The organism is Clostridioides sp. GD02377 (assembly GCF_045899875.1).
GTDB classification, from domain to species: Bacteria; Bacillota; Clostridia; order Peptostreptococcales; family Peptostreptococcaceae; genus Clostridioides; species Clostridioides difficile_A.
Genome location: NZ_JBJODA010000006.1, coordinates 95,905 through 111,228 on the forward strand (window position 1 = coordinate 95,905; position 15,324 = coordinate 111,228).

A 15,324-nucleotide genomic window follows, 5' to 3' on the forward strand; every position below is an offset into this window, starting at 1 on the left:
TATATTTATCGAGGAGGTGGCTTTTATGAAAAAAATAGTCTCGATATTTATAAGTTGCATGGTTGTTATAACTACTATTACTGGTTGCAGTAGTGGGGAGGTGGCTAATAGCAAATCATCCATGTACAATGTTAAAAATTTGGATTTTAGTTTTGAAGTGAAACCTGAAACCTTTGAGGTATCAGTTGAATCTAATGGTTCAAGAGAAAAGATATCCGAGCCATTAAAAGAAAGGAAGGTATCAAATTTCAAAAAGACAAAAACAGAAGCATCATGGACATATCCTGATGAAAACATAGACATAAATATAAAAAAAGAGAACAATTATTTAGATGTAAACATTAAATCTAATTCAGAACAAGAAGCTAGTTTTAATTGGCCTAAAGTTAAAGGTGAAAGTTATGTACTACCACTTTATGAAGGTAAGTTTATACCAAGTAATGATAAGTATTGGAAAGAACATTTAAATGAGTCTACTTATAATGTTATAGAATCTTTTTCAATGCAATTCTTTGCAGTAAATAAAGCAAAATATTCTGTGTTATATATTATTGAAAATGAATTCAACAATGAAATTGAATTTAGTTCTAAAGATAAGATTAATTTTACGTTTAAACATGAATATCCAAGTATCAATAAAAATAAAGAGTATGGGTTTAAAGTGTACTTGACCAATAAGAATATTACAGATGTAGCGAAAACTTATAAAAATTATATAGTTGATAAAGACGAATTTAAAACATTAGAAGAAAAATCTAAGGAAAATAAAAATATTGAAAAACTCTATGGAGCACCACAAATTTATTTTGGAGATAAATCTATAATCACAATAAATGATATTAAATGGAATAAATTAAAAGAAAACTTATCAAATGATTTAATTAATTGGATGAAAGAACTTTTAAGTATGAAGTCTGATGATAGTGAATTTATAGAAGTGACTAATCAAATAAAAACTCAAGATTATATAGATAAATATCAAAAAAATCAAATAGTTCAAGCATTTAATGAGGTTATGCAAATGAATACTTTTTATAATGACAAAGTTTTTAATAGTAAGGATAGAGATATAAAAAGAGTATTAGACAAAGGTATATCTAAATTAAATAGAGTAGAACTTATAGAATTTAACAAGAGATTATTAAAATCAAAACTAGGAGATAGTGTGAATGATGTTGCTACATGGACAAGATATAATACAATTGATGTGATTAATGACATCAATAAATCTGGTATTAAAAATGCCTGGATAGGTTTTGATGATATGAAAGAAGGTTATGTATCTCCAGAGATGGTTAAGAGAGCTAATGATTTAGGGTATCTAGTAGGGCCATATGATTCATATCATTCTATACACAAGCCAGGAGAAGAAAAATGGAGTACAGCATCATTTAAGGATAAATCTCTATATGAAAATGCTACTATAGAAAACAAAAAAGGTGAAAAAGAAACTGGATTTCAAGGAGAAGGAAGAAAATTAAATCCTACATTGTCTTTACTAAGTGTGAAAGAGAGAGTACAAAGTATATTGGATGAAGGATATAAATTTAATTCTTGGTTTATAGATTGTGATGCTACAGGTGAAATCTATGATGATTATTCTCAAAGTCACATAACAACTCAAGCACAAGATTTAAAGGCTAGACTTGAAAGGATGTCATATATAAGAGATAATGCAAATATGGTTATAGGTTCAGAAGGTGGAAATGATTTTTCAAGTAGTACCATAGCATTTGCACATGGTCTTGAGACACCAGCATTTGCTTGGGTTGATAAAGACATGAGCAAGAATAAAGATAGTGAATACTATGTCGGTAGATACTATTCTCCAACAGGAGGAGTACCAGAAGTATTTTCAAAACAGATACCTGTAAAAGAAAAATATAAAAAAATATTTATAGACCCAACTTACTCTCTTCCTTTATTTAGATTAGTTTATAATGATTCTGTTGTATCTTCTCATCAGTGGTTATGGGGAACTTTCAAAATTAAAGATGAAGTTGGAAGCAGAATGATGAGAGAAGTATTGTATAATACGCCACCTATGTATTATATAGATAGAACTGAATGGGAAAAACACAAAGATGAAATAGTTTCACACAATAAAGTATGGTCAGAATTTAATAAAAAGGCTATAAAAAGAGAAATGACAGATTTTAAATTTATTTCTGAGGATAGGTTAGTTCAAATGACTGAGTATGGAGAAGATTTAAAAGTAGTAGCTAATTTCTCTCAAAAGGATGTTAAGTATGGGGCTGAAGTTATAAAAGCAAAATCTTTGGTAATATATGATGATGATAATAAAGTTGTATATAAACCAGAACAATAAATTTAATAAAAACAAATAAACATTATGTCAAATGGTCATTCTGAAATAAGAATCAGTCTAGCCATTTGACATTAAAAAGTATCTTTGAGGAAATGAAATGTATATTTTTAGCTGTAATATGATTTTATTATGATATCTCATTCTTATATAGATACTTAGCAAGAACTGAAATTAATAGCATAATTATAAACATACATATTATAGGTATATAAACTTTAAGGCTAAAAACTTCAAATAATTTACCATGCATAATTTGACCTACTGGAGCAACACATTGTGATATAGCTGTAATAGTGGCCATTACCTTTCCCAATAATTCATTAGGTGTTTGTTTTTGAACAATAGTTAGGACAAATACAGTGATAATTGTCATAGACATAGCAATAGGTATAATGCAAATAAATAATAATATAAAAGATGGATAATATCCTAGTCTGAGCATTGAAGGAGAAATTGAAATAGCCATTGGAATCATTAAAATACTAATTAGCATTAACCAGCGATATAATGTATTCATCTTCATTTTTTTTGCAAATAAACCTATTGAAAGTGCACCTAAAACACTACTAAATTCTATAATCCCTATTCCTATGCCATACATATTATTGCTACTGTGCATTGTTACACGCAAAATATATTGTATTCCGACAAGTAAAAATGGAGTTAAAAATAAATTTAAAGAAGCTGCCAGAATCATAGCTTTACTAATATAAGGCTGTTTTACAACATAAGAAAATCCTTTTTTCATGTCATTAACTATAGTCATTACTATGTCACCATTAAAGTCTCTTTTATTAAAAGGGATATAAATAAACATCTCCATTACTGCTGATAGAAAAAATGCAACGCAACTTATAATAAGAAGCATCTTAAGTCCAATAAGACCGTATAAAAGACCTCCAAGTACAGGAGCAAACATACTTGAAAGCGCACCTATTCCATTTACAATTCCATTTGCTTGTTCTAAATCTTTTTCATTTACTATTAAAGGTATGCTTGCCTGTACAGTAGGCTGATACATACAACTAATAATAGATAGGAGTATCATAATAATTCCAATTAATACAATAGAATCATTTAGAGTAGAAAAAAGACAGATAAAAATGAGGATAATTATAGAACTCATAAAATCAAATATAACCATTAGATTTCTACGATTGAATCTATCAGCTATTGCACCACCAATTGGGGACAATAGAAGTGGAATATTTGATATTGCATATAAAGTTGCAAATATATCTGCACGACCTGTTATATCTAAAATATAAGTAGAAAGACCAAATCTTAATAATGATGAACCCAGTATAGATATAATTTGACCGAGTACTACAAGGTTAAAGTTTTTGTTAAAAGAATTATTTGTTTTATCTAAATTTTGCATATATAGGACACCTCTCTTTTTCTTGACCGACTGTCGGTCTATTAAAATTATAATAAACTATATTCCAAAAGTCAATAGTATATATTCAATGAAAAATTTTAAGATAAGTTTTTACTGTTAATATAGAAATCAATATGTATGAAAGATTATTATGTCTTAGAAAGGATAAGAGCTATATGGTGAATAATCAAAAATGGGTAATTTAGAAGAGTTTTTATGAATAGTATTAATATATAGATATAGGGAGATTGATGTGATTATGTATGAAAATAATAAGGTAATATATAATTTTGAAAGATGTGAAAGACTGGAAAATACTTTTTATTTATCTCAATTTAATACATATAAAAATTTTAAGTTAGCTTCTAAAAAATCCATAGTAAATTCATTGGAGACATCTGTTTGTAATATGAATATTCATAATATAAGTCTTGTTGATACGATGGAATGTGTATCATTAGAAGATGAGCAAATGACGGGTAAGAAATTAATTTTAGTTGGTGATATAGATACTGATGTGATACTAGATTATGTGGGGAATAAGAGAAATAGAAGCTCTAATAAGAGAAATATACTTAAATTAAAAATACCTTTCAGTACATTTATACAAATGCCTAGGAGAATAGAAAATAAAGAGAAAATTAATTTAAAGTATCTTATACAAGATATGGCATCGTCTATTTTAGATGATAATAATTTATTTATTAGTGTGACTGCAATTATAAGTTATGAAAATAGTTCTAAAATGGAGTAATCTTTAGATTATAGAAAGGTGGATGCAATGAGAATAACTAAAACTACTTTTAATGATGTCTTTTCAAATGATATAAGTGGAAGTATTTTAAAAGTAGAAAAATATGTTGATAAAAAATGTGCATCTGTATTCGACATTTTGACTTACACTATTATTGTTACAAATACGAGTAAATATAAAACAGGAAATATATTTTTTAAAGATTATATTTCTAAATATATAGAATTTATAAATAATACTGTAAAAGTTAATAGTATTACAAAATGTGGATTAGACCCACAACAAGGTTTTTACATAGGAAAAATAGATGCTAATTGTAAAAAAATAATATCTTTTAAGAGTGTAGTTTTGCCAAATTCAGCATATAGAGTTATAAAGAATAATGCTAATATATACTATTATTATAAGTGTACCCTAGATAAATTTCCAACAAGAATATCAGTGGAAAGTAATAGTGTTTATACCAACATAAACAAAACTGTATTTAAGCAGTTGAATATAAGCAATACTTTAAAGATGCCTAAAAACCTAAAAGATATATTAAAAGTAAACATAAATAGTAAGATACTTTATGTTAAACCTATAAAAAATCCTACAAACAAAGGAAAAGATTTAAATCTGTGCAATTTAATAGTTTTTGGAAGTATAGAATTTGAAATGGACTATAGTTGTAGAAATCATAGTAAGTTTAAAGTAATGAGCAAGTCTGATAATATTCAGAAAGAAATGGGTTATGATAATGATTTACAAAATAATAATAAGAATATAAGTGACTGTAAGAAGCAAACAAATTTTAATGAGAATAAAGTAAAAAAGATAACAAAAACTTTTGGATTTTCTTGTTTTATTTGTTCACCAGTTGGAATTGTTTATGAGGATATGAAAAATATAAATATAAAAATTGAACATACATCAGTAAATGAGCTAAATGCAGATGAATTATTTATAGATACATCACTTTTATTGTATTATTAACTCTTCAAAGTTAAAAATTAAATTTATTAAGCTAGCATTTTATTAGATAGAAAAACATAGATATTGATATATATTGTATATATAAATAATTAATAGAAATTCTTAATTTTAAGTAATTCTAAATAATAAGTATAATATAATATTTTAAAAGTGTAGATTTATGATAAAATAAGACAAATATGTTAAAAAAATGATAATCACAGAGAACTTTTGCCTTCTTCAATTAATATATTATTATTAGTAATAACTTTAAAATCATATTACTATTATATAAAAATTGGCTTAAAAGAAGGTGAAAAAGGTAAATGAAAATATGCATAACAGTAGGTCATAGTATACTAAAGGGTGGTAAAAGTACAGGTGTAAGTGGCATAGTTGATGAATACAATTATAACAAAAAATTAGCTCCTATGTTAGCTGAGATGCTTATAAGTCAAGGTAATACAGTAGATGTAATAGTTTGTCCAGAAAGGCATTTTATGTCAGAAAGAGAAGAATTTTTCTATAGAGTTCCAAAAGTAAATAGTGGCAAATACGATTTACTAGTAGAGCTACATTTAAATAAAGGTGATGGAACAAAATCTGGCGCAGAAGTGCTTTATTATGGTAATGAAGGATTAGAATATGCTAAAAGAGTATCTAATAAACTTGGAGAATTATTTGAAAATAGAGGAGCTAAAAAAAGAGAAAATTTATATATATTGAGAAACACAAATCCAGTTGCAATACAGATTGAAAGTTTTTTCTGTGATAATGTGGATGATTGTAATAAAGCCAATGAAGCAGGTTATGATTATATAGCACGATTAATTGCAGAAGGTATATTAAACAAAGATATAAGTATGTGAGATTATGGTGACTTAGGTGTTGATTAATACCTTTTAATTTTAGATACAAACTAAAACACAAGATATTGGTATAATTTAAACCTGTAAAAGATACATTAGTTTAGTTATCCACAAGAAATACCCCTTGAAAGTATTGATTTATCAATATATTCAAGGGGTATTTAAATATAAATCTATAATTTATTTAGAACTAAACTGTAACTTTATATAATATAGATATTATTTAAGTATAATAAATAATATAAAAATGTTACAACCTTGTATTATAATAAGATAATGTAGAAAAATATAAGAGATAAGATAAATATAATAAGGTGGTAATATATGAAATATACATTCGAAAAATTTAAATTAAACGAAAAGATACTTAAGTCATTGAAAAATTTAGAATATAATATACCTTCTAGAGTACAAATAGAGGTTATTCCAAAACTGTTAAATGGTCAAAACATAGCAGTGAAATCAAAAACAGGAAGTGGAAAAACAGCAAGTTTTGCGATACCTGTATGTGAGAATATAGATGTAGAGTACAATAATATTCAAGCACTTATAGTTGTTCCAACAAGAGAATTAGCTTTACAGGTGAAAGAGGAGATATCAGGAATAGGGAGATTAAAGAAAGTTAGATGTAGTGCTATCTTTGGTAAGCAACCTATAAAAGAACAAATATCAGAATTAAAGCAAAGAGTTCATGTTGTTGTAGCTACTCCAGGCAGAATAATTGACCATATAAATAAAGGTACTATTAAGTTGGAAAATATAAAGTATTTAGTAATAGATGAAGCTGATAAAATGTTTAATAAAGGTTTTGTTGAGCAAATGGAAAAAATATTATCAAGTTTACCTAAAGAGAAAACAATAGGACTATTTTCAGCTACAATGAGTGAAGAAATAAAATTTATATGTGAAAAATATATGCCAAACTATGGCATTATAAATGTAGGTGAAAATGAAGATAAGAATAATGAGAAAGTAAAACAAATAGATGATAGAATAATAAAAGTAAATGAACAAGATAAGTATATAATTTTAAAAAATTTAATATACAGTGAAAATCCGAAGAGTATAATAATTTTTTGTAATACTAGAGAAAAAGTATCTAGACTATATAATAAGATGAGTAAAGATGGTTTTTTGGTAAGGCAGTTACACGCTGATTTATCACAAGAAAAAAGAATATTTGTAATTAAAGATTTTAAAGACCTAAAGTTCAATGTGTTAGTTAGTAGTGATGTAGCATCTAGAGGAATACATATCGATGATATTTCTTTAGTTGTAAACTATGATGTACCTTATGATAAGGAAAACTACATACACAGAATAGGAAGAACTGGAAGAAAAGGAAGTAGTGGAAAAGCTATTACTATAGTGGATACGTGGGATGAAAAATATATAGAAGGCATAGAAGAATATATAGGATATAAAATATATGAAATACCTGAAATAGAGAAAAGTAAAGTTATATCAGGGAAAAGATTGTTTGATGAATATTCAAAAGAACTTTTAAAAGAAGTATTAAAAAGAAAAAAAGTCAGTAAAAGTTATCAAAAGGGCAAAGATACAAAACTAAATTCAGAAGATGAAGTGGTAAGATTATATTTAAATGCTGGTAAAAAAAAGAAAATAAGAGTTTTAGATATAGTTGGGGCGTTCAGTAACCTAAAAGAAATTGCTAATGATGATATAGGTGTAATAGAAGTTCAAGATTTGTGTTCATATGTAGATATATTGAATTATAAAGGAGACTTAATATCAAAAAAATATAAGGAAATACCTATAAAGAAAAAGATGGTTAAGGTAAAGAGAGATATGAGATAGTTGAAGTTAAGAGTGTGAATTAAGTTTAATAAAATAATTTTATATTTTCAAAAAATTATTGAGTTACGAAACTTTAAAAAGTAAGTTATAATGGTCTTAAGTGTTTATAATAATAGTCACTATGGATATAAGTTATAAACATATATTTATAAAGATATTAGAGGAGGGAATGTATGGCATATTTCACTTATAATGACAAGAAATGTTACTATAACGAGATAGGAGAGGGTATACCATTACTTTTTTTACATGGTAATACTGCTTCTTCTAAGATGTTTAATGAAGTAGTTGATTTTTACAAAGATGAATATAAGGTAATATTAATAGATTTTGTAGGTCATGGTGAATCTGAAATGGTGGATAAATTCTCTGTAGATTTATGGTTTGATGAGGCTATGCAGGTTATATGCTTTTTAGAAAAAATGAATTATAAAAAGGTAAATATAATTGGAAGTAGTGGAGGGGCTCTTGTAGCATTAAATGTTGCCCTTGAAAGACCTGACTTAGTTAATAAAGTAATAGCAGACAGTTTTGAGGGAGAAGTTCCTTTAGAGTCATTTGTAAAAAATGTGAAGATAGAGCGTGAAGAATCAAAAAAGGATGCTGGGGCAAAAGCTTTTTATATTTATAATCAAGGAGACAACTGGGAAAAAGTTGTAGATAATGATACAGAAGCTATTTTTGAACACTATAAAACTATAGGTAAATTTTTTCATAAACCTCTAGAAACTATGCAACCAGATGTACTTTTAACAGGAAGTAAAGAAGATGAGTTTGTATCTTTAGTATCTCCTGATTTTTTTGAAAATACTTTTTCAGCACTTATTGAAAAAATTAATAATTGTAAAATGTACTTGTTTGATGAAGGTGGTCATCCAGCCATTTTATCAAATGGATTGAATTTTTCAAATGTAGCAAAGGAATTTTTAAAAGAATAATTTAGTAATATGATTATTTAAAGTTTTAGTATTTACATAAAATGTAGCTTAACTATATAAATTTTAGAATAAATTTATATAGTTAAGCTGTAAGGTTAAATACTTTAATTAAATAAATCTATTATCTCATCATCAGACAAGCTTTTCAAGACACCTTCATTGGATAATTCTCCATTTATAAATTGGTTTATAAGTTCTTTTTTACTTTCTTGTAATTTTATTATTTTTTCTTCTATAGTTCCTTTAGCAATCAATTTTATAACTTGTACTGAATTTTTCTGACCAAATCTATGAGCCCTATCACTAGCCTGATTTTCCACTGATGGATTCCACCATGGGTCGAAGTGAATTACCATATCAGCAGATGTAAGGTTAAGACCAGTTCCACCTGCTTTTAGAGATATCAAAAAAACTTTTTTATCCATACTATTATTAAACTCATCTACAAGCTCAAGTCTTTCTTTAGCATTAGTTTTACCATCTATATAATGGTATTCAATTTTGTACTTATCAAGTTCTTTACTTATGTTTTTAAGTACAGAGGTAAATTGTGAAAATAGTAATATCTTGTGGTTTTCATTTATACTGTCCCTAAGTATTTCTAAACATGTTTCAATCTTTGAACTTTTTTTACCATAATCTTTTACTACTATACTTGGGTCTAAACAAAGTTGTCTTAACTTTGTTAAGTAAGAAAAAATAACTATTTTATCTTTCTTTAGATTTTTATCTTTTATTTTGTCTTGTATATCTTTTGCATATACACTATATATCTTTTTCTGTTCCTTATTTAACTCGACAAAAAAGTTTTTCTCAATTTTATCTGGAAGCTCTTTCATAACTTGTTTTTTACTTCTTCTAAGAATAAAAGGTTTTATAAGTTTTTTTAAATTTTTAACATTATCTTCTTTATTTATGAACAACTCTTGGAATTTTGTTTTACTATATAAATAACCAGGCATTATAAAGTCAAATATAGACCACAATTCTAGAAGATTATTTTCCATAGGAGTACCAGTAAGTGCAAATTTATTTTCTGCATTTATATTTTTTACAGATTCAGTCACCAAAGCTACAGGATTTTTGATATTTTGAGCCTCATCTATGATACAATAATCAAATTTTATTTCACTATATTTTTCTAAATCATTTCTAAGGGTTCCATACGTTGTAAGTATTATGTCAAAATTTTGTAACTCCATAAAACATTTTTCTCTATCTCTCTTACTTCCATGTATCAATAAAACTTTTATATCTGGAGCAAATTTTTCAAATTCATTTTTCCAATTATAAATAAGCGATGTGGGTGTAACGATAAGACTTTTTTTATTAGATAATGATAATAAAAATGCAATAGTCTGTATTGTTTTACCAAGACCCATTTCATCAGCTAATATACCACCAAATTTATAATAATCTAAAACTTTAAACCAATTAAAACCATTTACTTGGTAGTCGCGAAGATTTGCTTTTAAGTTGTTTGGAATTTCCAAATTTATACTATCAAAGTTTTTGAATTTTTCACAAATACTATCCAATTCTTTTTTGCCATCTATAAACTTTAAGTTTTTACCTTTTATCATGTCATTTATATATAGAGCTTTATTATTATGAATTTTGTTGTTTTTTGATTTATCTATTATATCTAGATTTTCAACTAATTCAAAAAAGTCTTGTGTCTCTCTTTCTGATAAATCTATAAAGTTTCCATCTTTAAGCTTATAAAAAGTACGTTTTTCTTGAAAAGCTTTCAGAATAGACTTGTACTCTTTTGGATTTATATCAGATATATTAAAATTAAATTCTAGATAATTTTGATTAGTTTGATTGATTGAAGCTTGAATTGATGAAGAATTGTATATCTTTTTCAATTTAAACTTCTCAGAATAATATATATCTCCAAATTCTTTTAAAGATTCTAATTGTGAATCTAAAAATGTAAATAGGTCATAATCGCTTCCTTTAAATACATAACTGTTATTTTCCTTTATAAATTGTGAAGAAGTTATTTTATTCTCAATTTTAGCTTCTTTTTGTGTATTAGGAAGTATAAATTTTTTCTCTTCATTGTCATATATATACTTTATATCACAACATATGTTTCCATCAATCATATCAAAGTAGAATTCAGCTCTAAAATCTTTTGTTATATTATTTGTTATATTGTCATCTAAATAAACTTCTTGAGATATAGCCCTTAATCTAGGTACCAATAATCCTAAAACATCTTTAGAATCTTCCTTGTCAAATTTAAGTTCTTTAGATTTTGATAATACTTGATAGATTTTTGAATAATCATGAGCTTTTTTATGTGATAACAAGTATAGATTATCATCATATAAAAGTACATCATTTTTTTTTGTAAGTGGAACAGGTAGCGAATCTTGAGAAGATAAGACTATTTTATCTTCTATATTTTTAAAATTAAACTTTAGTGGCAAAGTATCATTTAATATTTTTGGGTGGTATTCTTTTTTAGAAAAAATAAGTGTAAAATCTTTGTATTTAATAGCATTTAAAAACTGTTTTAAAGAGCTTGCATTTATCTCCATAAACTTCTTTGAATATGATGAAGAAAAATTGTATGAAAGATTTGTGCCATATTCTTCTATAATGTCTACTAATTTCTCATCTTCATCAGCAAAATAATGAATGCTAGGATTATAAGTAAATTTTTTTCCAAAATCTAACTCATATCCATTAAGTTTTGAATATGCAAATTCAGTAATATTTTTTAGAATATACATCTTGTCAATTCCAATTTTAAATTCGGCAATTGCTTTATTTGAATCTATATTTATTAATACATCTAAATTAACTCTTTCTCTTTTAGTATTATCTAAAAAAGAAAGCAGTTGCTTACTTAAGTCTAAGTTAGTTTTAGAATTAGTATTAGAACTTTTATCCTTATCATTACCTAATATGTCTATTAAAATAGGAGGAACATCTTTTTTACTTTTTATTTGTCTTAAACTTTTTATAACAATAGCAACTATATGTTTACATATGAAAATTCTTTGATTTACACCCTTTGATTGACAATCAGCACAACCACAATCATTTTCAATTATCTTAAAATGTCTTATATCTATAGTTATTGAGCTAAAATAAAAGCTATAATTATCTTCAGAATTGACTCCACCACGAAATGTCAGCAGATTATTCTGTAGGTCATCAATATCTATGTCTATATAATCAACCAACTGATTAGTGTAGTATTTTACACCTCTTGACCACCTTGATGGCTCTGTATTTCTTTTTATTAATTTATATATCATATCTATTTTCATTTTATTCACCTTACCTCACTGTATATATTATAATCTAAATGCATTTAATTTACACTCTAAATCTATAGCTAAAATTAAAGTATATATAAATAGCTTTTATCTATCATAAGATATATGCAAATAACAATTTACTATTAGATTTTTGTTGTATTATCTTATAAACTATGAATGAAAAATAATTATCTAAATAAATATTAGAAATATAAAGCTTTATTATTAAAATATTCTTAAATATTATAATATATAGGATTTAAAATATGATATTTGAATGAAAAGAATGTATAATAAGTTTAATAATTATATTTATTATTAGGAAAGGAGAGTGTCAATATGAATAGTTGTAATTTGCTTAAAGCTAAAATACCATGTGAAGAAACTGGCATAGAAATAAAGAGAACTTTGTGCGATATTTGTTCTCCAGGGATACATTGTGGAATTGATGCATATGTTAAAGATGGTAAAATTATAAAAATAGAAGGTACAAAAGAACATCCAATGAACAAAGGATTGCTATGTACAAAAGGTCTTTGTAATAGAGAGTATATCTATAGAGAAGATAGAATAAAGACACCATTAAAGAGAATTGGTAAAAGAGGTGAAGGTAAGTTTAAGCCAATATCATGGGAAGAGGCTTATAGTGAAATAGGAGAGAAATTAAATAAAATAAAAAGTGAATATGGAGCAAAGCATGTAGCATTTTTTACAGGTTATGGAAAGTGGTATAGACCGTTTTTACAAAGGTTTGCATCTTCCTTTGGTTCTCCTAATTATGGCACAGAATCTAGCTCATGCTCAACATCAGCACAGATGGCTGGAAATGTTGCGACTGGGAGAAACTTTACAATGCAAGATATGGAAAATACAAAGACTTACTTAGGGTGGGGATTTAATCCATACTACTCTAAATTTTTAAATAGTGTAAATCTAACAAAATTAAAAGAAAAAGGAATAAAGTTTATAATTGTAGACCCTAGAATAACACCAACAACTCAAAAAATAGCAGACCTTCATTTGAGAGTTAAACCTGGGACTGATGGGGCCTTGGCTCTTGGTATGGCAAATCTATTTATACAAAGAGATTTAATAGATAAAGAATACATAGAAAAACATGTATATGGATTTAACGAATATAAAGAATATGTTAAATCATTTGATTTAGATACTGTAAGTAAGATTACAGGTATTTCTAAGGATGATATAATAAAAGCAGTAGATATGTTGTCTCAAGGTCCGTTTTGTATAAATGAAAGTGCAGCTCCAATAGTTCATCATCAAAATGGATTTCAAAACTATAGAGCAATGATGTCTTTATCAGCTATAACAGGTAATTATGACAGAGTAGGTGGTAATATACCAAAACAAGATTACTTTGCTGGTAAGTTAGGTGGATTTCAAGCACTAGAGAAAGATTTTGTAAAAGAGGTTCTACCTAAAAATATAAATGAAAGAATTGGTGGAGAAAGGTTTCCTCTATGGAATGAGATGGTGACTCAATTTCAGGCTATGGATTTAACAAGGCAGATAGAAGAAAAAACACCATATGAAATAAAAGCTTTGTTTTGCCATGGGATAAATGCTAGAATGTTTCCTAATTCTGGCAGACTTTTCAAAGCATTAGATACTGTAGATTTTTTTGTAAATATAGACTTATTTATGACAGATGCATCAAAATATGCAGATATACTTTTACCTGCATGTACATCTTTTGAAAGAGAAGAATGTAAGAGTTATCCAGGTGGATATATTACATATACTAAAAAGGTTATTGATACATTATATGATTCAAAATCAGATGTAGAAATACTTTCAGATTTAGCAAATGTTATGGATGTAGATGATGACTTATTAAAGGCAGGTTATGAAGCAAGTATAAGACATATGTTCAAAGATACATGTGTGGATGTAGATAAACTTAAAGAAAGTGATTTGCCATTAAAATGTAAAGACTTTAAACCATACATAGTAGGTTCATACACAAGAGATGGATATGATACTAGCACATCTAAGTTTGAATTAAAATCTGTAATTATTGAAAAATATAAAGATTTTGGGTTAGATGCACTACCAACATATAGAGGATTTAATGATGATATAGATAGTGATTATACTCATCTATTGACATCAGGAGCAAGAATTCCAAATGCGCTACATTCAAGACTTCATGACATAAAGCTTTCAAGGCTATTAAAAAATGAAGCTAGTTGTGATATTTCTAGTTTAGATGCAAAAGAATTGGATGTTATTAATGGAGATTATATAAAAATAACTACTAAGATAGGAAGTTTAAATGTGAAAGTTAATGTTACGGACAGAGTTTTATACAGAAATATACATATGTATCATGGATACAGAGAAGCTGATGTAAATAGCATCATTTGTGATAATTTTGACCCTTATAGTGGATTCCCTGCATATAGAAGTTGTAAGTGTAAGATTGAAAAGATGAATAGATAGATGGAGGGATAAAATGAAAAGTTTATTTAAATTTAATAAAGAATTATGTACAGCATGTGGAGCATGTTTACTTGCTTGTGTAGACCAAAATGATAATAATATAGATAATGGCGAATTTTTTAGACGTGTATTTACAATGGAAGATGGTGAAAATATAGAATATTTTTCGTTAGCATGTATCCATTGTGATGAGCCAAAATGTTTGGATATATGCCCTAAAGGCTGTTTTAAAAAAGATGATGGGTTTGTTTTATTGGATAATCAAAATTGTATAGGATGTAAACTTTGTGAGAAAGCTTGTGAATATGGAGCTTTGAATTATAGCAAGGATGGCAAGGCAAATAAGTGTAATGGGTGTGTTGAAAGATATGAATGTGGTATGGATTCACCTTGTGTAATGGTATGTCCTACAGGAGCATTAGAATTTAATAAATAAATCAAAAAATAGTGACTTACACTTAGTTGTAAGATGTTTTTTGTGAAAGACTACATTGAGTTTGTATTATAACAAACTTAATGTAGTTTTTTTATGGATAT

10 protein-coding genes are annotated in these 15,324 nt (G+C 26.6%); 8 read left to right on the forward strand and 2 right to left on the reverse strand.

The genetic code is table 11. The features are described 5' to 3' along the window. The first annotated feature begins 25 nt into the window (after positions 1–25). The gene (locus Q3304_RS06670) at positions 26–2,329 is read left to right on the forward strand and encodes a glycoside hydrolase (RefSeq protein ID WP_407813877.1); all 2,304 of its coding nucleotides are present in this window, start codon (positions 26–28) and stop codon (positions 2,327–2,329) included. Between the two features lie 127 nt (positions 2,330–2,456). On the opposite strand, the gene Q3304_RS06675 is transcribed toward Q3304_RS06670, so the two are convergent. Continuing rightward, complete coding sequence (locus tag Q3304_RS06675; protein ID WP_407813876.1) at positions 2,457–3,710, reverse strand: MFS transporter; 1,254 nt, start codon at positions 3,708–3,710, stop codon at positions 2,457–2,459. A 259-nt stretch (positions 3,711–3,969) separates the two neighbouring features. Here Q3304_RS06675 and Q3304_RS06680 point away from each other — a divergent pair, with 259 nt between their 5' ends. The 5 genes from Q3304_RS06680 (at position 3,970) to Q3304_RS06700 (ending at position 9,043) form a co-directional block, all read left to right on the forward strand. Further along, positions 3,970–4,464, forward strand: coding sequence for a hypothetical protein (locus tag Q3304_RS06680; protein ID WP_054270654.1), 495 nt, complete (start codon positions 3,970–3,972; stop codon positions 4,462–4,464). A 27-nt stretch (positions 4,465–4,491) separates the two neighbouring features. Further along, positions 4,492–5,439 carry a DUF11 domain-containing protein gene (locus Q3304_RS06685; RefSeq protein WP_054270653.1) on the forward strand — a complete coding sequence of 316 codons (948 nt, stop codon included), beginning with the start codon at positions 4,492–4,494 and terminating at the stop codon, positions 5,437–5,439. A 305-nt stretch (positions 5,440–5,744) separates the two neighbouring features. Beyond that, positions 5,745–6,287: an N-acetylmuramoyl-L-alanine amidase gene (locus Q3304_RS06690; RefSeq protein WP_054270652.1), complete on the forward strand. Its 543-nt coding sequence runs from the start codon at positions 5,745–5,747 to the stop codon at positions 6,285–6,287. A 324-nt stretch (positions 6,288–6,611) separates the two neighbouring features. Continuing rightward, positions 6,612–8,105 (forward strand): DEAD/DEAH box helicase, encoded by a 1,494-nt coding sequence (locus Q3304_RS06695; RefSeq protein WP_219673347.1) that lies wholly within the window; start codon positions 6,612–6,614, stop codon positions 8,103–8,105. Positions 8,106–8,278: 173 nt separating this feature from the next. Beyond that, the gene (locus Q3304_RS06700) at positions 8,279–9,043 is read left to right on the forward strand and encodes an alpha/beta fold hydrolase (protein ID WP_054270650.1); all 765 of its coding nucleotides are present in this window, start codon (positions 8,279–8,281) and stop codon (positions 9,041–9,043) included. Positions 9,044–9,147: 104 nt separating this feature from the next. Here the strand turns inward: Q3304_RS06700 and Q3304_RS06705 are convergent, their stop codons facing one another. Continuing rightward, on the reverse strand, positions 9,148–12,333 hold the full coding sequence (locus tag Q3304_RS06705) for an SNF2 helicase associated domain-containing protein (protein WP_407813875.1): 3,186 nt from the start codon (positions 12,331–12,333) through the stop codon (positions 9,148–9,150). A 330-nt stretch (positions 12,334–12,663) separates the two neighbouring features. Between Q3304_RS06705 and Q3304_RS06710 the strand changes: the two genes are divergently transcribed. Continuing rightward, positions 12,664–14,787 carry a molybdopterin-dependent oxidoreductase gene (locus Q3304_RS06710; RefSeq protein ID WP_407813874.1) on the forward strand — a complete coding sequence of 708 codons (2,124 nt, stop codon included), beginning with the start codon at positions 12,664–12,666 and terminating at the stop codon, positions 14,785–14,787. 13 nt (positions 14,788–14,800) lie between these two features. Next, positions 14,801–15,223 (forward strand): 4Fe-4S dicluster domain-containing protein, encoded by a 423-nt coding sequence (locus Q3304_RS06715; protein WP_054270647.1) that lies wholly within the window; start codon positions 14,801–14,803, stop codon positions 15,221–15,223. Positions 15,224–15,324: the final 101 nt, after the last annotated feature.

Bases quoted from the DNA above. Each gene is read 5' to 3' on its own strand.
- Q3304_RS06670 (WP_407813877.1), top strand. From the start codon at position 26: ATGAAAAAAATAGTCTCGATATTTATAAGTTGCATGGTTGTTATAACT.
- Q3304_RS06675 (WP_407813876.1), bottom strand. From the start codon at position 3,710: ATGCAAAATTTAGATAAAACAAATAATTCTTTTAACAAAAACTTTAAC.
- Q3304_RS06680 (WP_054270654.1), top strand. From the start codon at position 3,970: ATGTATGAAAATAATAAGGTAATATATAATTTTGAAAGATGTGAAAGA.
- Q3304_RS06685 (WP_054270653.1), top strand. From the start codon at position 4,492: ATGAGAATAACTAAAACTACTTTTAATGATGTCTTTTCAAATGATATA.
- Q3304_RS06690 (WP_054270652.1), top strand. From the start codon at position 5,745: ATGAAAATATGCATAACAGTAGGTCATAGTATACTAAAGGGTGGTAAA.
- Q3304_RS06695 (WP_219673347.1), top strand. From the start codon at position 6,612: ATGAAATATACATTCGAAAAATTTAAATTAAACGAAAAGATACTTAAG.
- Q3304_RS06700 (WP_054270650.1), top strand. From the start codon at position 8,279: ATGGCATATTTCACTTATAATGACAAGAAATGTTACTATAACGAGATA.
- Q3304_RS06705 (WP_407813875.1), bottom strand. From the start codon at position 12,333: ATGAAAATAGATATGATATATAAATTAATAAAAAGAAATACAGAGCCA.
- Q3304_RS06710 (WP_407813874.1), top strand. From the start codon at position 12,664: ATGAATAGTTGTAATTTGCTTAAAGCTAAAATACCATGTGAAGAAACT.
- Q3304_RS06715 (WP_054270647.1), top strand. From the start codon at position 14,801: ATGAAAAGTTTATTTAAATTTAATAAAGAATTATGTACAGCATGTGGA.